The sequence below is a fragment of the Streptomyces sp. NPDC002032 genome, assembly GCF_042890765.1.
Classification (GTDB): Bacteria; Actinomycetota; Actinomycetes; order Streptomycetales; family Streptomycetaceae; genus Streptomyces.
Genome location: NZ_JBIASM010000021.1, coordinates 56,408 through 74,963, shown reverse-complemented (window position 1 = coordinate 74,963; position 18,556 = coordinate 56,408). Strand labels below are relative to the sequence as shown.

The window sequence follows — 18,556 nt, the reverse complement described above, 5'->3', positions numbered from 1 at the left end:
AGGCGGTTTCCGGCGGTGGTGATCTCCGGTTCGCCTTCTCGGTGTTCGTTCCTGCGGTGAGACCAAATCTCCCCTGCCGGGTCACGACGAGGTAGACCTACGATGGCTCCGGTTTACGCATTGCGGGAACCCACGGGGTCTAGACCGCTACAAACAGCTGCATACCGGACAGACAGGGGTGGCACGTGGACGTAGTCAAATACGTCAAAACCGCACAAAGCGGTGCACCTGAAGCGCTGTGCGCGGCTGCGGCGGGGGAACCGCAGGCGTTCTTGCGGGAACTCGCAACGCACCTGGGCCTGCTCGCGCAGGAAGCCGCGCAGCAGGCCCAGCGGCCCACCCCGGCGGAGGCCATCGAGGCCGGTCCGGACGAGGTCGTCGTGGGCCCCGGCGTCCGGTACCTGCACGGCCTGGGCAGCATCTCCACGGCGATCAACGAGGCGCTGGGCTCGGTCCGGCGGGACATCCTCACCGCACAGCCCGACGGGGCGCGGCCGAGCGCGGTGCTGAAGGACGCGCTGGAATCCGTACGGCGGCACATCGCCGCGGGGATCGCGATGCGGACCCTGTATCAGCACACCACGAGATTCGACGAGGCGACCAAGGAATATGTCCGCGCCGTTACGGAATACGGAGCCCAGGTTCGCACTCTTGAAGAATTCTTTGACCGTTTGATCATTGTCGACGACGTGGCCTTCATTTCGGCAAACGAGGACCGTACCACGGCGATCTCCATTACCGAACCGACCATCGTACGATTTCTCCGGGACACCTTCGACAAGGCCTGGGACCGGGCGAAGCCCTTTCCCTTCGTCCCGCTGCACGCGGCGAAGGCGGCCGACGAGGTCGTCCCGGCGATCCGGGAGTCCATCAGCCGGCTCCTGGTGGAGGGCTACTCGGACAAGGCCATCGCCCGCCGCATCGGCATCAGCGAACGCTCCCTGCAAGCCCATATCGCCGCCATCAAGCAGGAATTGGGCGCCCTGAACCGATTACAGCTCGGCTACCTGCTGGGCCGCAACGAGGCCACGTACGTCCTGTAGCGGGTGCTCCCCCTCCGGGCGGAGGGGGAGCACCCGCTCACTTCCCGGCCGGGGCCACCTGGGGGGCCGGCCGGGGCCGCCGCCGGGAGACCGCGACGCCCGCGAGGCAGATCGCCCCGCCCAGCAGGGTCCACCAGCCGGGCACCTCGTCCAGCACGATCCAGGCGACGAGCACCACGACGGCGGGCACCGCGTAGGTCGTCGCGCCCATCTTCCCGGCGGTGGTGCGCGAGAGGGCGTACGTCCAGGTGGTGAAGGCCAGCGCGGTCGGGAAGAGGCCCAGGTACACCATGTTGAGGGTGGCGGTCAGCGGGGCCTCGGGGATCTGGCGCAGCAGCTGCCCGGCGAACGGCAGGGTGCAGGCCGTACCGACGAAGCACCCGTACGTGGTCACCTGGAGCGGGTTCGCGTACCGCAGGGCGGGCTTCTGCGAGACCACCCCGGCCCCGTAGGCGAGCGCCGCGACCAGGCACAGCAGCACCCCGGTGAGGGAGGAGCCGCCGCCCTTGGAGGTGGACATCCCCACCACGGCCGCCCCCGCGAAGGACACGGCCATCCCCGCCAGCAACATCGGCGGGAACCCCTCCTTCAGCAACCACCCGCTCAGCAGGGCGATCACGAGGGGCCCGATGTTGACCACCATGGCGGCGGTCCCCGCGTCGACGCCCTGCTCGCCCCAGTTCAGCGCCACCATGTACAGCCCGAACCAGAGCACCCCGGACGCCAGGATCCCGGGCCACGCCTGCCGCGGCGGCAATGGCACCCGCTTGACGAGCAGGACGGTCCCCAGCGCCACGGAGGCCGTGGCCAGCCTCCCCAGCGCGAGCGCCCCGGGCCCGAAGTGGTCGGCGGACGCCCGGATGGACACGAAGGCGGAGGCCCACATCACGACGGTGACGCCGGCCGCCACCAGGGCGCGCTGATCGGTTCTGGATTCCCCAGCCGTTTGATCCATCCCCCGATGTTGGCACCAATTCCCCTGCCGGACCCCCCTGTTGCCCCCCAACCCCCCTCCCACCGACCACTTCCGGCCCCTCCGGGGCGACCCCTCACCGGCCCTCAGTCACCCTCGTGGCGGTACGGGCCCATCGGGTCGGGCCGGGGAGGTGAAGGCAGTCAGGTCTTCGGTGAGGGCGCGGGTCACGGCCTCGTGGTGGTCGGCCAGGTAGAAGTGGCCGCCGGGGAAGCCGCGGAAGGTGAAGGCCGCTTCCGTGAGCTCCCGCCAGCCCATGGCGTCGGCCACGCTCGCCCGCGGGTCGGACTCGCCGAGCAGCACGCTGACCGGGGTGCGCAGCGGGGGTCTGCCCGGCTCGTGGCGGTAGGTCTCGATGGCCCGGTAGTCGGCGCGCAGCGCGGGCAGGATCAGCTCCCGGAACTCCGGGTCGGCCAGCAGCGCCGGGTCCGTGCCCGACAGGGCGGCCACGTGGGCCAGCAGGGCGTCGTCGTCCCGGAGGTGGACGGTCTCCGGCGCGCGCGCCACCAGCGGGGAGCGCCGTGCGGAGACGACCAGGCCGCGCGGGCCCGCGCCACGGGCCTCCAGCCGGCGGGTCAGTTCGTAGGCGAGGACGGCGCCCATGCTGTGGCCGAAGAGGACCAGCGGCCGGTCCCGCCACGGCAGCAGGGCCCGCTCCACCCCGTCGACCAGCCCGGCCACCGTGTCCGGGGCGGTTTCCGCGAGCCGCTCCTGGCGGCCGGGGTACTGGACGGTGAGGACCTCGGCGCGCGCGGCCAGGTCCCGGGAGAGCGGGAAGTAGAAGGAGGCGTTGCCCCCGGCGTGCGGGAGGACGACGAGGACCGGCGCGGCCGCGGAGTGCGCCACGGGGTGGAAGCGGCGGATCCAGGAGCCCGGGCCCTGGTGGACGCGGTCGGCGGTGGTCATCCCCGGTCCTCGCGGAAGTGGTCGGCGAGCAGCAGCTTCTTCTGGGGCTTGCCCATGGCGTTGCGCGGCACGGCCTCGACGAAGCGGACCTCGCGGGGGCGCTTGTGCACCGACAGGTGGGCGGCGACGAAGTCGGTCAGCTCGGAGCCGGTGACCCCCTCGGCGACCACGAAGGCGACGATCCGCTGGCCGAGGTCCGTGTCCGGGACGCCGACGACGGCCGCCTCGCTCACCTTGGGGTGGTCCAGCAGGGCGTTCTCGATCTCGCCCGCGCCGATCCGGTACCCGCCGGACTTGATCATGTCGATGGAGGCGCGGCCCACGATGCGGTGGACCCCGTCGCGCTCGTCGACGGCCGCGATGTCACCCGTACGGAACCACCCGTCCTCGGTGTACGCGGCCGCGGTGGCCTCGGGGCGGCCCAGGTACCCGGAGAACAGGGTGGGCCCGGTCAGCTGGAGTTCGCCGATCTCGGCGCCCGGCTCGGCGGCGATGCGGGTCCGGATGCCCGGGAGCGGGGTGCCGACGGTGCCGGGGCGGACCTCGCCGCCGGCCCGGCCGCTGAGGGTGATCAGCGTCTCGGTCATCCCGTACCGCTCGACGGGGCGGTGGCCGGTGAGGCGCTCCAGGTCCCGGAAGACGGGGGCGGGCAGCGGGGCGCTGCCGGAAACCAGCAGCCGGGCCCCGGACAGCGCGGCGGCCGCCTCCGGGTCGGCGGCGACGCGGGACCAGACGGTCGGCACCCCGAAGTACAGACTGCCGCCCGCCGCGGCGTAGGCCCCCGGGGTCGGCCGGCCGGTGTGCACGAGGCGGCTGCCGGTGCGCAGGGCGCCGAGCACGCCGAGCACCAGGCCGTGTACGTGGAACAGCGGGAGCCCGTGCACCAGGGTGTCCTCGGCGGTCCACTGCCAGGCCCCGGCGAGCGCGTCGAGGTCGGCGGCGAGTGCGGCGGCGCCCAGCACCACGCCCTTGGGCGGCCCGGTGGTGCCGGAGGTGTAGAGGATCAGCGCGGGGTCCTGCGGGGAGCGGGCCGGGCCGTCGGCGGGCCGGGCGGGGGCGGCGGCGCGGCGGGCGAAGTCGACCTCGAACTCGACCGCGCCGGAGTCCTTCAGGATGTGCTCGCGTTCGGCCGGACCTGCGTCCGGCGGCAGCGGTACGAAGGGCACCCCGGCCAGCAGCGCGCCGACGACGGCGGCGACGGTCTCCAGGGAGGCGGTCGCGGTGACGGCGAAGGCGGGGGCGCCCGCGACGTCGGCGGCGACGGCCCCCGCCGCGCCCAGCAGTTCCTCGTACGAGGCGGTACGGCCGGCGACGCCGACGGCGTCCTTCCGGTCGCCGTACGTCCCGTCAAGTGCGGTCAGCACGCGGCAACTCCCCCTGTCGGTGATGGGAGGCCAGGCTACGTGCCGCCGCTCTCCGCCCGCCCGCGCGGCCCCCGCCCCACCGGTTGGGGCGGGACGGGAGCGCCGGGGCGGCAGAGCGGCTGAGCCGCTGAGCCGCTGAGCCGCTGAGCGGCGACGGCCCGGGCGATGCCTAGATGACGCCCTGGGCGAGCATCGCGTCGGCCACCCGCTCGAAGCCGGCGATGTTGGCGCCCGTGACGTAGTCGCCCGGGGCGCCGTAGCGCTCCGCCGTCTCGTGCGCGACCGCGTGGATCGACCGCATGATGCCCGCGAGTTCGTCCTCCACCCGGTCGCGGCTCCACGCCACCCGGCCCGCGTTCTGGGCCATCTCCAGCGCGCTGACGGCGACACCGCCCGCGTTGGCGGCCTTGCCCGGCCCGAAGGCGACGCCCGCCGCCTGGAAGAGGTGCACCGCCTCGGGGGTGGTGGGCATGTTCGCGCCCTCGGAGACCGCCTTGACCCCGCTCGCGATGAGCGCGCGCGCGTCCTCGGCGCCCAGCTCGTTCTGGGTGGCCGACGGGAAGGCCACGTCCGCCGGGACCTCCCAGACCCGGCCGCCGCGCACGAAGCGGGCCGACGGGCCGCGCCGGGCGGCGTATTCGCTGATGCGGCCCCGCTCGACCTCCTTGATCTGCTTCAGCAGCGCCAGGTCGATGCCCTTGTCGTCGACCACGTAGCCGGAGGAGTCGGAGGCCGTCAGCGGGTTCGCGCCCAGCTGCTGGAGCTTCTCGATCGTGTACAGGGCCACGTTGCCGGAGCCGGACACCACGGCGCTGAGCCCGTCGAGGGACTCCCCGCGGACCTTCAGCATCTCGGCGGCGAACAGCACGGCGCCGTAGCCGGTGGCCTCGGGGCGGATCGCGGAACCGCCCCAGCCCTGGCCCTTGCCGGTGAGGACGCCGGCCTCCCAGCGGTTGGTGATCCGGCGGTACTGGCCGAACAGGTAGCCGATCTCGCGGCCGCCCACGCCGATGTCACCGGCCGGGACGTCGGTGTGCTCACCGATGTGCCGGGACAGCTCGGTCATGAACGACTGGCAGAAGCGCATGACCTCGGCGTCGGACCTGCCGTGCGGGTCGAAGTCGCTGCCGCCCTTGCCGCCGCCGATGCCGAGGCCGGTCAGGGCGTTCTTGAAGATCTGCTCGAAGCCGAGGAACTTCACCACGCCGATGTCCACCGACGGGTGGAAGCGCAGGCCCCCCTTGTACGGGCCCAGCGCGCTGTTGAACTCGACGCGGTAGCCGCGGTTGACGTGCACCCGGCCGTGGTCGTCCGTCCACGGGACGCGGAAGATGATCTGCCGCTCCGGCTCCAGGAGCCGCTCGACGAGCCCGGCCTCGGCGTACTCGGGGCGTGCGGCGAATACGGGGGCCAGGGTGTCCAGGACCTCCCGTACGGCCTGGTGGAACTCGGGCTGCGCGGGGTTGCGGCGCTCGATGTCCGCCCGCAGTGCGTCCAGCCTGTCCTTGGGGTCGGTCACGGTCAGTTTCCTCTCCGACGTCTGTTCCGGGGGCGTGCGGGCCCAGCGGGAGGGTACATCCCGCGGATCCCGCTCCGGCAAAGCCCCTTGGGGCCGCCGGGCCGGGCTCCGGGCAGTCCCACATGCCGGGACGCGCGGACCGCCGGACGTAGGATCGGCCCGCGCCGGCGGCGCCCGGCCGTTCGCGGAGCACGGGGGAGGCAACTGCGTGGAAACGGTACGTTTCGCGTCACTGATCGCGGCGACGGTCACCATGGGCCTGGTGAGCGGCCTGTTCTACGGATTCACGGTGGCGGTCATGCCCGGCCTGCGCGGCGCGGGCGACCGGACGGTCGTGGAGGTGATGCAGCGGATCAACGTCGCCATCCTGGGCGGCTGGTTCCTGGCCGGCTACGCCGGCTCGCTGCTGCTGACCGGGCTCGCCCTGGCCCTGCACCTCCCGCCGGACGGCCGCTCCGTGCTGCCGCCGCTGATCGGGGCCTTCGTCGCCTGCGTCCTCGCCATGGCCGTCACGGGCGGGGTGAACATCCCGCTCAACAACGCCCTGGCGGCGGCGGGCCCGGCGGACCGGATCACCGACCCCGCCGCCGTGCGCCGCGCCTTCGAGCGGCCGTGGGTGCGCGCCAACCTCTGGCGCACCCTGCTGACGACGGCCTCGACCGTCCTGCTGGCCTGGGCCCTGATCCGGTACGGGCAGTCCCGCTAGCCGGGCCGGGGCGAGGTCGGCGCGGGGTCAGCGCGGGGTGGCGCGGCCGTGCAGGAGCAGGGCGCGGGCCAGGGCCGCCAGGGCGACGGTGCACAGCAGCGTACGGGCGGTGTTGGCGGGCACCCAGGTGCCCCTGAACCGGTCGAGCACGTCGGCGGCGGTGGCGCCCGCCGGGTCGCCCGCCGCCGCGAGCTCGTTGTTGAGCGGGATGTTCACCGCGAAGGTGAGGACCAGGACGACGAGGTAGGCGACGGCCGCCGCGCCCGCCCACAGCGCTGCCCGGCGCCGCCCGGCGCGGTATTCGACGGCGCTCGCGGCGGCGGCGGCGAGCAGCGCGAGGACGAAGGCGGTGCCGAAGAGGCCGTTGCCGTCGATGGCGGAGTTGAACTGCCGCATGGCGGTGGCGTACGTACGGGCGTCGGAGGCGTCCAGGCCCGGCATCACCGAGACGGTGAAGGCGAAGAACAGGCCCGCCATCAGCCCGACGAGGACGGTCGCCAGCCCGAGCAGGAATCCGGCCGCCCGCACCCGGGAAGCGGCAGAAGCAGGGGCGGGAGCGGGGGCGGGGCCGTCGGTGTGCGGTGCCGGTCTCTGCTGGTCCATGAACCTGTCCTCACCCGGTGTCGGCGGGCCCGGTGCCCGCGCGCGCGGCCGATCGTGACATCCCGCACCGCCCCGGGGCCAGGGACCGCGCGCGGAGCATGCGGTTCAGCCGCGCGCGAGTGCGGCTCCACCGGGGGTGCGCACCATCTCTGCGGCACCAGGTGGCGCTGACAGGGCCTACGTGCGGGTGCAATACGTGCGGGTGGAAGAGGGACGATGCCTGAGCACACGCGTGGTTTTCCCGACCGGTCCGCCGCCCGGACGGCCGGCGCGCCGGCTCCCTTACAGCGGCCGGCGTACGCCTCCCGCCCCTCGCCCCGGGGCCGGGAACTGGCGGTGCTGTTCACCGGCCAGGGCAGCCAGCGGCCCGGCATGGGGCGCGGGCTGTACGAGGACTTCCCGGTGTTCGCCGCCGCCTTCGACGCGGCCTGCGCGGAACTGGACGGGGCCGTCGCGGAGGCCGTCTTCGGCGAGGACGCCGACCTGCTGAACCAAACGGGGACGGCGCAGCCCGCCCTGTTCGCCTTCGAGGTGGCCCTCTACCGGCTGGTGGAGTCCTGGGGCGTGGTGCCGGCGGTCGTCGGCGGCCACTCCGTCGGGGAGATCGCCGCCGCGCACGTCGCCGGGGTGCTGTCGCTGCGCGACGCGGCGGTGCTGGTGAGCGCGCGGGGCCGGCTGACGCAGGCGCTGCCCGCGGGCGGGGTCATGGTGTCCGTCCAGGCGGGCGAGGACGAGGTGGCTCCCCTGCTGGTGCCGGGCGCGGCGATCGGCGCCGTCAACGGGCCCCGGGCGGTGGTGGTCTGCGGCGCCCGCGAGGCGGTGCGGACGGTCGTCGGCCGGCTCGCGGAACAGGACGTCAAGTCCAAGGCACTGCGCGTCAGTCACGCCCACCACTCGCCGCTCATGGACCCGATGCTGGAGGAGTTCCGGCGGACCGTGGCGGGCCTCGCGTTCCGGCGGCCCGCGACGGCCTTCGTCTCCGGGCTCACCGGGGGCCTCGTCTCGGACGAGGTGGCCCGCCCCGAGTACTGGGTGGTCCAGCTCCGCGAGACCGTCCGCTTCCACGACACCGTCCGCACGCTGGCCGGCCGCGGCGTCGGCGCCGTGCTGGAGCTGGGCCCCGACGCCCTGCTGACCGCCCTGGCCCGGGGCTGCGTCACCGGCGACGACGACATGGCCCTGGTGCCCACCCTGCGCCGCGGCCACGACGAGGCCCCGAGCCTGACCAGGGCGGTGTCCGACCTGCACCGGCACGGCATCGACGTGGACTGGCAGACCTTCTTCACCGAGTCCGCGGCCTCCCGCACGGAGCGCCCCGCGTACGCCCTGCGCCGCAAGCGGCTGTGGGTCGCGGGCGCCGACGACGCCCCGCCGGCCGCCCCGCGCCCGCGCCCGCGCACCGGCGGGGCTGCGCCGGACGGCACCGGAGCGCGGGCCGTGTTCCCCGCGCCGGCCCCGGCGCCGGACGGAGCGGCGCCGCGCGCCCGGGGGCCGGAAGCCGGGGAGGGGCCCGCCCGGTGGACGCCGGCCGGCACCGGGGGCCGCGGCCCGGGCGGCCCGTACGCGGTCCCGGCCCTGGCCGGCGCCACGACCCGCCGGGCCGCCCCGCAGGCCCCCGACGCCGAGCACGGCCGCGCGGCGGCGCACGCCGACGCCTCCCGGCCCGCGGCGCGGCTGCCCGCGCCCGTACCGCCCGGGCACGGTGGGGCCGTCGTACGGGAGCGGGGCGCCGCGGTGTGCGACCCGGCGCCGGAGCGGGGCGCGGGCGGGACCCTCGTCCGGCTGCTGCGCGGGGCCCACGCCCAGGGGCGCACCGCCGAGGGCGCGGCGCTGCTGATGGCGGCGGCCGAGCTGCTGCCGCACTACGACCACCGCGCCGGGGTGGCGCACTGGCCGGCCCCGGCGGAGCTCGCGCCCCACCGGGAGGGCGGCGCGCGGCTGTTCGCGTTCCCCTCGCTCGGCGCGGGCTCCGGCCCCCACGAGTACCGGGAGCTGGCCGCCGCCCTGGAGGGCCGCCGGGGTCTGACGGTGCTCCCGCACCCCGGCTTCGCGGGCGACCCCGTCCTGCCGCGCACCCGCCAGGCGCTGGTCCGGGCGCAGGCGGAGGCGGTGGCCCGGGCCTGCGGGGAGCGGGCGCCGGTGCTGCTGGGGCACTCCTCCGGCGGCTGGATCGCGCACGCCGTCGCCCGCGAGCTGCCCGAACTCGGCCGGGAGGCGGCGGCGGTGGTGCTGCTCGACACGTACGCGCGCACCGAGGGCGGCCGCGGCCTCGCCCTGCTGACGGAACGGCTGCTGGACCCGGCCGCCCCCCTCGGCGTTCCCGACGACGGGCGGCTCCTCGCGATGGGCGGCCACCTGCGGGTGTTCGCCGACTGGACGCCCGAACCGGCCGCGGCGCCGACGCTGCTGGTGCGGGCGGCCCGCTCGGCGGCCGGGGGGACGGGCGGCTGGGAGTACGCCGACCACGTCACCGAGGCCCCGGGGGACCACTTCTCGCTGCTCGGCGCGGACAGCGCCGGGGTCGCCGACGTGGTGGAGGACTGGCTGGGCCGCCTGGCGCGCTGACGCGGCCGGGCCGCCGGGCGGCGCCGGACATCCCTTAGGCCAGCGCCGGCAGTCCCCGGGGCCGGGTGAACTGCCGGTCGTGGTAAACGAGCGGGTCGGCGCCGCCCGCGTGGACGGCCTCGACGCGGCCGACCAGGATGCTGTGGTCGCCGCCGTCCAGTACGTCGTACAGGGTGCACGCGATCCGCGCGGTGGCGTCCGGCAGGCCGGGCAGGCCCAGCTCGCACGGCCGCATCGGGGTGCCCGCGAACTTGTCGGCTCCGGAGCGGGCGAAGTGGCCCGCGATGTCGGCCTGGTCGGCCGCGAGCACGTTCACCAGGAACCGGGTGCCGGTGACGAAGGCCTCGTGGCAGGAGGCCGTCTTCGCCGGGCAGACCAGCACGAGCGGCGGGTCGAGGGACAGCGAGGTGAAGGAGCTGGCGGTGAAGCCCCAGCGCCGTCCGGTCGCGTCCACCGTGGTCACCACGGTGACCGGGGCCGGGACCTGGGCCATGACGCGGGCGAACTCGGCGGGGTCGGGATTGGGCATCGGTCCTCCTGGCTCGGAAAGGTACGGTACGGCGCCCCGCGCGTCGGTCCACCGCGGCGGCGCGGACGCCCGGCGGCGCGGACTCCGGCGGCGGGACGCCCGGCGGACGGGCTCCGCCTCAGGCGGCGGCGCGGACCACCACGGCCGCGTTGAAACCGCCCCGGCCGCGCGCCAGCACCAGCGCCGTACGCAGCGGGCCGGGCCGGCGGGCGTCCGTCACGAGGTCGATCGGGCAGTCCTCGGCCGGGGCGGCGGAGTTGACGGTGGGCGGGATGACCTGGTCGCGCAGGCAGAGCAGCGCGGCGGCCAGGTCGAGCGAGGCGCCGCCCGCGGCGAGCCGGCCGGTCATCGTCTTGGGCGCGGTGACGGGCACCGCGTACCGGCCGAACAGCCCGGCGATGGCCTCGGCCTCCTCGCGGTCGGCGGTGCGCCGGCCCGCCGCGTCGGCGAAGACCACGTCGACGTCGGCGGGGGCGAGACCGGCGTCGCGCAGGGCCAGTTCGGCGGCGGTGCGCAGCCTCGGCGCGCCGCCCGAGCCGGGCGGCGGGTCGAAGGTGGCGGCGTACCCGGCGACGGTTCCGTAGACCCCGGCGCCGCGTTCGCGGGCGGCGGCGGCGTCCTCCAGGACGAGCAGCGCGCCGCCCTCCCCCACCACGTGGCCGTTGGCGTCGGCGGAGAACGGCAGGAAGGCGCGCGCGGGGTCGTCGGCGGTGCTCAGTTCGCCGCCGGCGAGGTGGGCGGCCCAGCCCCAGGGGCAGATGGAGGAGTCCACGCCGCCGGTGACCACGAGCCGGACGCCCTTGCGGACCTGGCGGCGGGCCTGGGCCACCGCGTCGAGGCCGCCGGCCTGTTCGGTGACGAGGACGCCGCTGGGTCCGCGCAGGCCGTTCTTGATGGAGATCTGGCCGCTGTTGACGGCGTAGAACCAGGCGAAGGACTGGTACGCGCTGACGTACTGGCCGCCCTGGCTCCACAGGGCCTGGAGCTCCTTCTGGCCGAACTCGTAGCCGCCCGCCGAGCCGGCGGTGACGACGCCGGCGGAGAAGTCGGGCAGCTCGGCCGGGTCGACGCCGGCGTCGGCGAGGGCCTCGTCGGCGGCGGTCAGCGCGAGCCGGGTCATGTGGTCGGTCTGCGGCAGCAGCCGCCCGGGTATGTGCGCGGCGGCGTCGAAGCCGGGGACCTCGCCGGAGAGCCTGGCCGGGTACTGGGCGGCGTCGAAGCGGCCGACGGGGCGGATGCCGCTCTCGCCGCGCAGCACGGCCGCCCACCAGGCTTCGGTGCCCAGCCCGTTGGGGGCGGTGACGCCGATGCCGGTGACGACGGGTGCGTCGGCCGGGCCGGACTGCCCGGCGCCGGGGCGGGCTGCGGTCTCGTTGCTCATGCGGCATCTCCCAGGCGCGGGCGGGTCAGGACCATGGCGCTCTGGAAACCGCCGAATCCGCTGCCGACGCTGAGGACGGTGTCGGTGCGCTGCTCGCGCGCGGTGAGCGGGATGTAGTCCAGGTCGCAGGACGGGTCGGGGGTGTGCAGGTTGGCCGTCGGGGGGACGGTGTTGTGCGCGATGGCCAGGGCGCTGGCGGCGATCTCCAGGGAGCCGATCGCCCCGAGGGAGTGGCCGATCATGGACTTGATGGAGCTGACGGAGACGTCGTGGGCGTGCTGTCCGAGGCTGCGCTTGAAGGCGGCGGTCTCGTGCCGGTCGTTCTGCTTGGTGCCGGAGCCGTGGGCGCTGATGTAGTCGACGGCGGTGGGGTCGAGGCGGGCCTCGTCGAGGGCGACGGTGATCGCCTCGGCCATCTCCACGCCGTCGGCGCGCAGTCCGGTCATGTGGTAGGCGTTGCAGCGGCTGGCGAAGCCCGCGATCTCGGCGTAGACGTGGGCGCCGCGCCTGCGGGCGCTCTCCAGCTCCTCCAGCACCAGGACGGCCGAACCCTCGCCGAGGACGAAGCCGTTGCGGGTGGCGTCGAAGGGGCGGGAGGCGGTCGCCGGGTCGTCGTTGCGCGGGGAGGTGGCCTTGATCGCGTCGAAGCAGGCGACGGTGATCGGGGAGATCGGGGCCTCGGTGGCGCCGGTGACCATCACGTCGGCGCTGCCTTCGCGGATCAGCTCCACGGCGTGGCCGATGGCGTCGAGGCCGGAGGTGCAGCCGGTGGAGACCACGGAGACCGGGCCCTGGGCGTTCACGCGCCAGGCGACCTCGGCCGCGAGCGAGCTGGGCACGAAGTAGTCGAAGAGGTGCGGGACGGCGAGGGTGTGGTCGACCTGCCAGGTGCTGCCGCCCCGGCTCACCGCGTTGTACTCGACGTCCAGGCCGGTGGTGCAGCCCACCGCGCTGCCGAGGGTGACACCGGTGCGCGCCGGGTCCGTCTCCGCGCCGGCGAGGCCGCTGTCGCGCAGGGCCTCGTCCGCGCTGACGAGCGCGAACTGGGCGGCCCGGTCGAGGCGGAGGGCCTCCTCGGCGGTGAACCCGTGGTCGAGCGGGTCGAAGTCGGCCTCGGCGGCGATGCGGGAGCGGAACGCGGAGGCGTCGAACAGGCTGATCGGCCGGGTCGCGGTCCGTCCGGCGGTGAGCAGGGACCAGAACTCCTTGGTGCCCACCCCCCCGGGCGCGACGACTCCGATTCCGGTGATGACGACGCGTCGGCTCATTGGGTGTCCTTCACGGGTGAGTCCTTCTGCTGTGCTTTCGGCGCATCCGGCGGTCCGGTCAGCCCCTCGTTGGTCCGTGTCCGCAGGACGAGCCTGGTCAGGGCCGCTCGACGGCAGGTGGAGGGCTGGTGGTGACCGGCCCGCGCCCCGCCCCGGACCGGCCGTCCCGGCGCGGGCACCGGCCGCGTCCCGAGCCGGTCTCGACCCCGTCTCCAGGGGATCCGGGGATTCGGGGGATCCGGGGGATCCGGGGGATCCGGGGGATCCGGGGGATCCGGGGGATCCGGGGGATCCGGGGGATCCGGACGTTCCTGACGCCCGGGGCTATGCGGCCCGGGCGGCTGTGGCGGCTGTGGCGGCTCCGGCCGCTGCGGCGGGCCGGGCGGCTGCGGCGGGCGTTCCGGAGCCCAGTACGTTGCGGTGGATCTCCAGGGTCGCCGTCGAGCGGTTGAGGGTGATGTAGTGCAGCCCCGGGGCGCCCTCGGCCAGCAGCCGCCGCGCCATGGCGGTGGCGTACTCGACGCCGATGGCGTGCCCGGCCGCCGGGTCGTCGCGCACGGCGTCGAGGCGGCGGGCCAGGTGCCCGGGGAACGCGGCTCCGCTGAGCTCGGCGAACCGGCTGATCTGGCGGACGTCCGTGGCGGGCATGATCTCCGGGATGACCGGGGTGTCGCAGCCCGCCGCGGCGACCCGGTCGCGCAGCCGCAGGTAGTCGTCCACGTGGAAGAACATCTGCGTGACGGCGTAGTCGGCGCCCGCCCGGCACTTGGCCACGAAGTGCCGCATCTCGCTCTCCCAGTCCGGGGAGCGCGGGTGCCGTTCGGGGAAGGCCGCGACGCCGACGCTGAAGGCCCCCGCGTCCCGCACCAGGCTGACCAGTTCGTGCGCGTGGCCCAGGCCCTGCGGGTGGCGCACCCAGGGCGCGTTCGGGTCGCCGGGCGGATCGCCGCGCAGCGCGAGGACGTCGCGTACGCCCACGTCCGCGTACTGGCCGATGATGCGGCGCAGTTCGGCGACCGAGTGCCCGACGGCGGTGAGGTGGGCGACGGGCCGCAGCGTCGTCTCGGCGGCGATCCGTTTGGTCACCTCCACGGTGCGCTCGCGCGAGGAGCCGCCGGCCCCGTAGGTGACCGACACGAAGGTGGGCGCCAGCGGCTCGATGCGGCGGATCGCGTCCCACAGGACGCGGCCACCGGCGTCGGTCCTGGGCGGGAAGAACTCGAAGGAGAAGGACGGGACCCCGTGGGCGAGGGCGTCGCGCAGGGCTGTCATGTGCGGCCTCCGGCGTGGAAGGCGGGCGGGGCGCGGGCGGGGACGCCCGGCCCGCGTCCGAGGTGGATGGGGGCGGGTCGCGGACGCCGGTCACGGCCTCCCGGACCGCTGCCGCGGCGTGGGGGGCGACCCTCTCCGACCGTGCTGGAGGCGGGCTCGAACGGCGGGGGCCGCAGCGCCGGGCCGCAGGCCGCCGGGCCGCAGCGCCGGGCCTCAGGCCGCCGGGCGCGCGCCGCCGCGCGCCTCACCAGCCAAGGCCTCCGTTGATCTCCAGTACGTGGCCGTTGACGTAGGAGCCGCTGTCGGCCGCGAGGTAGACCGCCGCGTCGGCCACCTCCGCCCCGCTGCCCATGCGGCCGAGCGAGATCTTCGGCGCGTACTTGCTCCACACCGCCTCGTTGCGCTTGAGCAGCTTGCCCATGCCCTCGTCGATGAAGCCGGGCGACAGACAGTTGACGGTGATGCCCCGGGGGGCCAGCTCCAGCGCGATGACCTTGCTGAACATCTCCACCGCCGCCTTGGTGGCGCAGTACGAGGAGGCCCCCGGGGTGGGCCGGCTGCCGAGGGCGGAGGACATCGCGATGATCCGCCCGCCCGCCCGGCTCCGCTCCAGGTGCGGAACCGCCGCCCGGACGCAGTGGAAGAGGCCGTTGAGGTTGGTGTCGACGACGTCCGCCCAGTCCGCCCCGGCCAGTCCCGCGGCGGCCCCCGAGCGGCTGACGCCCGCGTTGGCCACCAGGATGTCGATCCCGCCGTACGCCTCCGCCACGGCGTCCGTCAGGATGCGCACGGACTCCGGGTCGCGCACGTCGACCCGGTGGAAGACGGCCCGCTCTCCGAGCGGTTCCAGGGCCTCGCGCGCCCCCTCCTCGCCGCGCGCGGCGGCGACGACGTACGCCCCCTCGGCGACGAAGCCCTCGGCGATCCTGAGGCCCAGGCCCCTCGTGGCGCCGGTGACGACGGCGACCCTGCCCTTGAGTTTCACATGCAACCTCGCACCGCTTTGGGACGGATATGGGCGGCCAGGCTCTGAGGAACCCGGCGCGCCTCACCGGAGGCTGCCTGGAGGAACACGGTCCCGGCGGAGGCCGCCGGCCGCCGTGCGGGGCGGCGCCTTCGGCGGCCGCGCCGTGCCCCCGCAGCGGCGACGACCGTACGTCGAGTCCGTTTCCAGCGGATCTGGACGCAATGCGTCCAGGGTGGCCGCACTGCCGCCCGCCCGGCGGGCCGCCCCGAACGGACGAGGAAAGTGGTGCCGATGCCAAGCTCCCCGACATCAGGCACGGATCTGCGTGCGGGAGCACAGGAGCTGGCTTCCCTGGCCGTCCGGTACGCGGAACGGGCCGACAGCGAGCGCGCCCTGTCCCCCGTCGTGACCGAGGGGATCCTCGGCGCGGGCTTCGCCCGGTACTTCGTCCCCGCCCGCTGGGGCGGCCGGGACGGTTCGGCCACCGGACTGCTGGAGGCCGTCGCCGCCCTCGCGCAGGGCTGTACCTCGGCCGGCTGGTGCGCCTCGGTGCTCGCCGGCGGCGGCCGGATGGGCGCCTACCTGCCCGAGGACGGGCAGGCGGAGCTGTGGGCCCGGGGCGCCGACACCGCCGTGGTCGGCGCGCTGCTGCCGCGCGGCGGCGCGACCTCGGTCTCCGGCGGCTGGCGCGTGTCCGGCGAGTGGGACTGCACCAGTGCCGTCGGGTTCTCCGACTGGGCCCTGGTGTGCGCGCTGGTGCCGCAGGACGGCCGGCGGGTCCCCTGGTTCTTCGCGCTGCCCCGGAGCGACTACGCGATCGCCGACACCTGGACCTCGGTGGGGATGCGCGGCACGGGCAGCCACACCCTGGTCGCCGACAACGTCTTCGTACCGGCCCACCGCGGCTTCCCCCGCCGGCACATGACCGAGGGCCGGGCCGTGGGCTCCGACGCCCGCTGCCACACGGCGCCGCAGCCGCTGCTCGGCGGCCTGTTCCTGGGCGCCCCCGCGCTCGGCGCGGCCCGCGCCGCGCTGCGCGTGTGGGCCGAGGACTCCCGTACGGGAGCGGAGCCGGAGGAGCTCGCGCTGCGCACCGCCCTGGCCCGCGGGGTGATCGCCACCGACAGCGCGGGCCTGCTGCTGGAACGGGCGGCCCGGGCCGCCGACTCCCCCGGCGCGGGCGCGGCGGAGCTGCTCCGCAGCCCCGCCGAGTGCGCGTACGCCGTCGAGCGGCTGGTGGACGTCGTCGAGCGGCTGCTGCGCGCCACCGGGAGCTCCGGGCAGTTCGCCGGGCACCCCCTCCAGCGGATCTGGCGCGACGTGCACAGCCTCGCGAGCCATGCGGCGCTGCGGTTCGAAGCGGCCGGGGGCCCTTACGGGGCCCGGCTGCTGTCCCCGTCCGCCGGCCTGACCGCCGCCTGAGCGGGGCGGGCGGGTGAGCGGGGAAGCGCGGGAAGAGGCGGAAGAGCGCGTCGTCGCCGTCATCGGCGCGGGCACCATCGGACTCGGCTGGATCGCCCTGTTCCTGGGCCACGGGCTGACCGTACGGGTCAACAGCCGCCGCGCGGACGCGCCGCGCGTCGTCGCCGAGGGCCTGCGCCTGCTGGCCCCGTACCTGCCCGACGGCTGCGCGGACCCGGCGGGCTTCCCCGGGCGGCTGTGCTTCGAGCCGGACCTGGAACGGGCGGTGGCGGACGCCGACGTCGTCGTCGAGGCCGTTCCTGAGGACCTGGAGCTCAAGCGGGCGCTGTACGAGCGGATCGGCCGGGCCGCCCCGGCCCGGGCGCTGCTGCTGTCGTCCGCCTCGGCCCTGGACCCGGACGACATGGGCGCCCGGATGGCCGACTCCGGCCGGCTGGTCGTGGGCCACCCCTGCAACCCGCCGCACGTGGTGCCGCTGGTGGAGGTCGTGGCCGGCGGGCGGACCTCGGAGGCGGCCGTGGAGGAGGCCGTGCTCTTCCTGGAGTCGGTCGGCCGGGTCCCGGTGGTCCTGCGCGGGCCGGCCGTCCCGGCGTCGGCGGCGGACCGGCTCCAGGCGGCGCTGCTGCGCGAGGCCGTGCGGCTGGTGCGCGAGGGAGTCGTCACCGCGGAGGAGCTCGACCGGGTGGTCACGCACTCGCTCGGGCTGCGCTGGGCCGCCGTCGGCCCCTTCCTCGCCTTCCACCTGGACGGCGCGCAGGGCGGTCCGCGCGGCTGGCTGGACGTCGGGGCCTCGGGCCGGCTCGTCGAGCGGGCCGGGCAGGCCTACGGATCGAAGACGTACGAGGAGCACGTGCGGGAACGCGACGCCCGGCAGGCGGCGGTCCTGCGCGCGCTCGCCGAGGTCAGCGGCCACGGCTGAGGCCGAGGCCGAGGCCGAGACCGAGGCCGAGGACCGCGTACGCACGGGAGTCCCGCTACGGCCCGCACGCCATACCGGGACTCCCGTGCGTCGCGGTGCTCAGGACGCGGTGCGTGCCGCGGGCTGTTCCCGGCGGCCCGGGACCTCCTGGCCGCCGGGCACGCGGGGCCGGACGGTGCGGTCGATCCGGTCGATCCGGTCGGTGCGGTCGATCCGGTCGGCGCGGTCGGGCTGCGGGACGGGGCTCAGCAGCCGTGCCTGGAGCTGCTTGAGCTCCAGGGAGGGTTCCAGGCCCAGTTCGTCGGCGAGCAGCCGCCGGACGTTCTGGTAGGCCTGGAGGGCTTCCGCGCGCCGGCCGGCGGCGCCGAGGGCGCCGATGAGCTGGCTGTGGAACCACTCGTTGAGCGGGTAGTCGTTGATGAGCTTGCGCAGCTCGGGGATGGACTCGCGGTGCCAGCCGAGCTGTTCCTCGCAGGCGATGCGGATCTCGAAGGCGCGGATGCGCAGTTCCTCCAGGTGCACGACGTGCCCGGCGAGCAGGTCGCCCGCGGGGAAGTTGGACAGCGCCGGCCCGCGCCACAGGTCGAGCGCCTCGCGCACGGTGCGCAGGGCGGTGAGCGCGTCGCCCTCGCTCAGTTCGAGGCGCGCCCGCGTGACGAGCGACTCGAATATCCGGATGTCGATCTCCGAGTCGGCGGCCTGGATGGAGTAGCCGGGCGGGCTGGTGAGGATCAGCCGGCGGCCGGCCGGGGCGAGCGACTCGTTCGTGAACATCCGGCGTGCGTGGTACACGTACGTCTGGAGCGTGGTGACGGCACTGCGCGGCGGTTTCTCGCCCCACAGCTCCTGGATGAGCGCGTCGGCCGTGACGATCTCGCCCGGCCGGGTGAGCAGCAGCGCCAGCGTCTGGCAGACCTTGGGGGTCCCCGGCCGGTAGGTCCTGCCGTCGTCCGTGACGATTTCGAAGGGGCCGATGAGATTGAAACGCATGGGTGATGACTCCTCGTCAGCAGGACAATGCGATGAGCAATCCGCCTGAATTATAAGAATTCTCTTCCAGTCCTCTGATGCACGTCAACCAGCCATTTGTCAGGGCGTCGTCAACTTGCGTCAGCATTC

General features: G+C 75.2%; 16 protein-coding genes. 5 read left to right on the top strand and 11 right to left on the bottom strand.

Features of this window, described 5'->3' with window-relative positions; genetic code table 11:
- Positions 1-185: 185 nt before the first annotated feature.
- Positions 186-1,043, top strand: a complete 858-nt coding sequence (locus tag ACFYYT_RS32425) for a helix-turn-helix transcriptional regulator (protein WP_351825062.1) — start codon at positions 186-188, stop codon at positions 1,041-1,043.
- Positions 1,044-1,080: 37 nt separating this feature from the next.
- Here the strand turns inward: ACFYYT_RS32425 and ACFYYT_RS32420 are convergent, their stop codons facing one another.
- The 4 genes from ACFYYT_RS32420 to gdhA all read right to left on the bottom strand — a co-directional run bounded on the left by ACFYYT_RS32420 (position 1,081) and on the right by gdhA (position 5,811).
- On the bottom strand, positions 1,081-1,998 hold the full coding sequence (locus ACFYYT_RS32420) for a DMT family transporter (protein WP_351825059.1): 918 nt from the start codon (positions 1,996-1,998) through the stop codon (positions 1,081-1,083).
- A 108-nt stretch (positions 1,999-2,106) separates the two neighbouring features.
- Positions 2,107-2,922, bottom strand: a complete 816-nt coding sequence (locus tag ACFYYT_RS32415) for an alpha/beta fold hydrolase (RefSeq protein WP_351825056.1) — start codon at positions 2,920-2,922, stop codon at positions 2,107-2,109.
- Positions 2,919-4,286, bottom strand: a complete 1,368-nt coding sequence (locus ACFYYT_RS32410; protein WP_351825053.1) for an AMP-binding protein — start codon at positions 4,284-4,286, stop codon at positions 2,919-2,921. The genes ACFYYT_RS32415 and ACFYYT_RS32410 overlap by 4 nt, the downstream gene beginning before the upstream one ends.
- 169 nt (positions 4,287-4,455) lie before the next feature.
- On the bottom strand, positions 4,456-5,811 hold the full coding sequence (gene gdhA / locus ACFYYT_RS32405; protein WP_351825192.1) for an NADP-specific glutamate dehydrogenase: 1,356 nt from the start codon (positions 5,809-5,811) through the stop codon (positions 4,456-4,458).
- A 202-nt stretch (positions 5,812-6,013) separates the two neighbouring features.
- On the opposite strand from gdhA, the gene ACFYYT_RS32400 reads away from it, so the two are divergent.
- On the top strand, positions 6,014-6,511 hold the full coding sequence (locus ACFYYT_RS32400; protein WP_351825050.1) for a DUF1772 domain-containing protein: 498 nt from the start codon (positions 6,014-6,016) through the stop codon (positions 6,509-6,511).
- 27 nt (positions 6,512-6,538) lie between these two features.
- On the opposite strand, the gene ACFYYT_RS32395 is transcribed toward ACFYYT_RS32400, so the two are convergent.
- Positions 6,539-7,114 carry a DUF1772 domain-containing protein gene (locus tag ACFYYT_RS32395; RefSeq protein ID WP_351825047.1) on the bottom strand — a complete coding sequence of 192 codons (576 nt, stop codon included), beginning with the start codon at positions 7,112-7,114 and terminating at the stop codon, positions 6,539-6,541.
- Positions 7,115-7,330: 216 nt separating this feature from the next.
- On the opposite strand from ACFYYT_RS32395, the gene ACFYYT_RS32390 reads away from it, so the two are divergent.
- Entirely contained in the window at positions 7,331-9,679 is a 2,349-nt protein-coding gene (locus ACFYYT_RS32390; RefSeq protein ID WP_388610225.1) for an acyltransferase domain-containing protein, read from the top strand.
- A gap of 34 nt (positions 9,680-9,713) precedes the next feature.
- Here ACFYYT_RS32390 and ACFYYT_RS32385 read toward each other — a convergent pair whose 3' ends face one another.
- The 5 genes from ACFYYT_RS32385 to ACFYYT_RS32365 all read right to left on the bottom strand — a co-directional run bounded on the left by ACFYYT_RS32385 (position 9,714) and on the right by ACFYYT_RS32365 (position 15,114).
- The gene (locus ACFYYT_RS32385; RefSeq protein ID WP_351822748.1) at positions 9,714-10,208 is read right to left on the bottom strand and encodes a flavin reductase family protein; all 495 of its coding nucleotides are present in this window, start codon (positions 10,206-10,208) and stop codon (positions 9,714-9,716) included.
- Positions 10,209-10,326: 118 nt separating this feature from the next.
- Positions 10,327-11,589, bottom strand: coding sequence for a ketosynthase chain-length factor (locus ACFYYT_RS32380; RefSeq protein ID WP_351822745.1), 1,263 nt, complete (start codon positions 11,587-11,589; stop codon positions 10,327-10,329).
- Positions 11,586-12,857 (bottom strand): beta-ketoacyl-[acyl-carrier-protein] synthase family protein, encoded by a 1,272-nt coding sequence (locus ACFYYT_RS32375; RefSeq protein WP_351822742.1) that lies wholly within the window; start codon positions 12,855-12,857, stop codon positions 11,586-11,588. The genes ACFYYT_RS32380 and ACFYYT_RS32375 overlap by 4 nt, the downstream gene beginning before the upstream one ends.
- Positions 12,858-13,181: 324 nt before the next feature.
- Positions 13,182-14,129 carry a methylenetetrahydrofolate reductase [NAD(P)H] gene (gene metF, locus ACFYYT_RS32370; protein WP_351822739.1) on the bottom strand — a complete coding sequence of 316 codons (948 nt, stop codon included), beginning with the start codon at positions 14,127-14,129 and terminating at the stop codon, positions 13,182-13,184.
- Positions 14,130-14,373: 244 nt separating this feature from the next.
- Positions 14,374-15,114, bottom strand: coding sequence for an SDR family NAD(P)-dependent oxidoreductase (locus ACFYYT_RS32365; protein ID WP_351822736.1), 741 nt, complete (start codon positions 15,112-15,114; stop codon positions 14,374-14,376).
- Positions 15,115-15,387: 273 nt separating this feature from the next.
- Here ACFYYT_RS32365 and ACFYYT_RS32360 point away from each other — a divergent pair, with 273 nt between their 5' ends.
- Together ACFYYT_RS32360 and ACFYYT_RS32355 are read left to right on the top strand one after the other, a co-directional pair.
- A complete protein-coding gene (locus tag ACFYYT_RS32360; RefSeq protein WP_351822734.1) occupies positions 15,388-16,518 on the top strand; it encodes a hydrolase in 1,131 nt (376 codons plus the stop codon).
- A 13-nt stretch (positions 16,519-16,531) separates the two neighbouring features.
- Positions 16,532-17,437 carry a 3-hydroxyacyl-CoA dehydrogenase NAD-binding domain-containing protein gene (locus tag ACFYYT_RS32355; protein WP_351822731.1) on the top strand — a complete coding sequence of 302 codons (906 nt, stop codon included), beginning with the start codon at positions 16,532-16,534 and terminating at the stop codon, positions 17,435-17,437.
- Positions 17,438-17,536: 99 nt separating this feature from the next.
- Here the strand turns inward: ACFYYT_RS32355 and ACFYYT_RS32350 are convergent, their stop codons facing one another.
- Positions 17,537-18,427: an AfsR/SARP family transcriptional regulator gene (locus ACFYYT_RS32350; RefSeq protein WP_351822728.1), complete on the bottom strand. Its 891-nt coding sequence runs from the start codon at positions 18,425-18,427 to the stop codon at positions 17,537-17,539.
- Positions 18,428-18,556: the final 129 nt, after the last annotated feature.

Excerpts from the sequence above, each read along its gene's own strand:
- ACFYYT_RS32415 (WP_351825056.1), bottom strand. The coding sequence starts at position 2,922 with ATGACCACCGCCGACCGCGTCCACCAGGGCCCGGGCTCCTGGATCCGC.
- ACFYYT_RS32420 (WP_351825059.1), bottom strand. The coding sequence starts at position 1,998 with ATGGATCAAACGGCTGGGGAATCCAGAACCGATCAGCGCGCCCTGGTG.
- ACFYYT_RS32395 (WP_351825047.1), bottom strand. The coding sequence starts at position 7,114 with ATGGACCAGCAGAGACCGGCACCGCACACCGACGGCCCCGCCCCCGCT.
- ACFYYT_RS32360 (WP_351822734.1), top strand. The coding sequence starts at position 15,388 with ATGCCAAGCTCCCCGACATCAGGCACGGATCTGCGTGCGGGAGCACAG.
- ACFYYT_RS32375 (WP_351822742.1), bottom strand. The coding sequence starts at position 12,857 with ATGAGCCGACGCGTCGTCATCACCGGAATCGGAGTCGTCGCGCCCGGG.
- ACFYYT_RS32390 (WP_388610225.1), top strand. The coding sequence starts at position 7,331 with ATGCCTGAGCACACGCGTGGTTTTCCCGACCGGTCCGCCGCCCGGACG.
- ACFYYT_RS32380 (WP_351822745.1), bottom strand. The coding sequence starts at position 11,589 with ATGAGCAACGAGACCGCAGCCCGCCCCGGCGCCGGGCAGTCCGGCCCG.
- ACFYYT_RS32350 (WP_351822728.1), bottom strand. The coding sequence starts at position 18,427 with ATGCGTTTCAATCTCATCGGCCCCTTCGAAATCGTCACGGACGACGGC.
- metF (WP_351822739.1), bottom strand. The coding sequence starts at position 14,129 with ATGACAGCCCTGCGCGACGCCCTCGCCCACGGGGTCCCGTCCTTCTCC.
- ACFYYT_RS32385 (WP_351822748.1), bottom strand. The coding sequence starts at position 10,208 with ATGCCCAATCCCGACCCCGCCGAGTTCGCCCGCGTCATGGCCCAGGTC.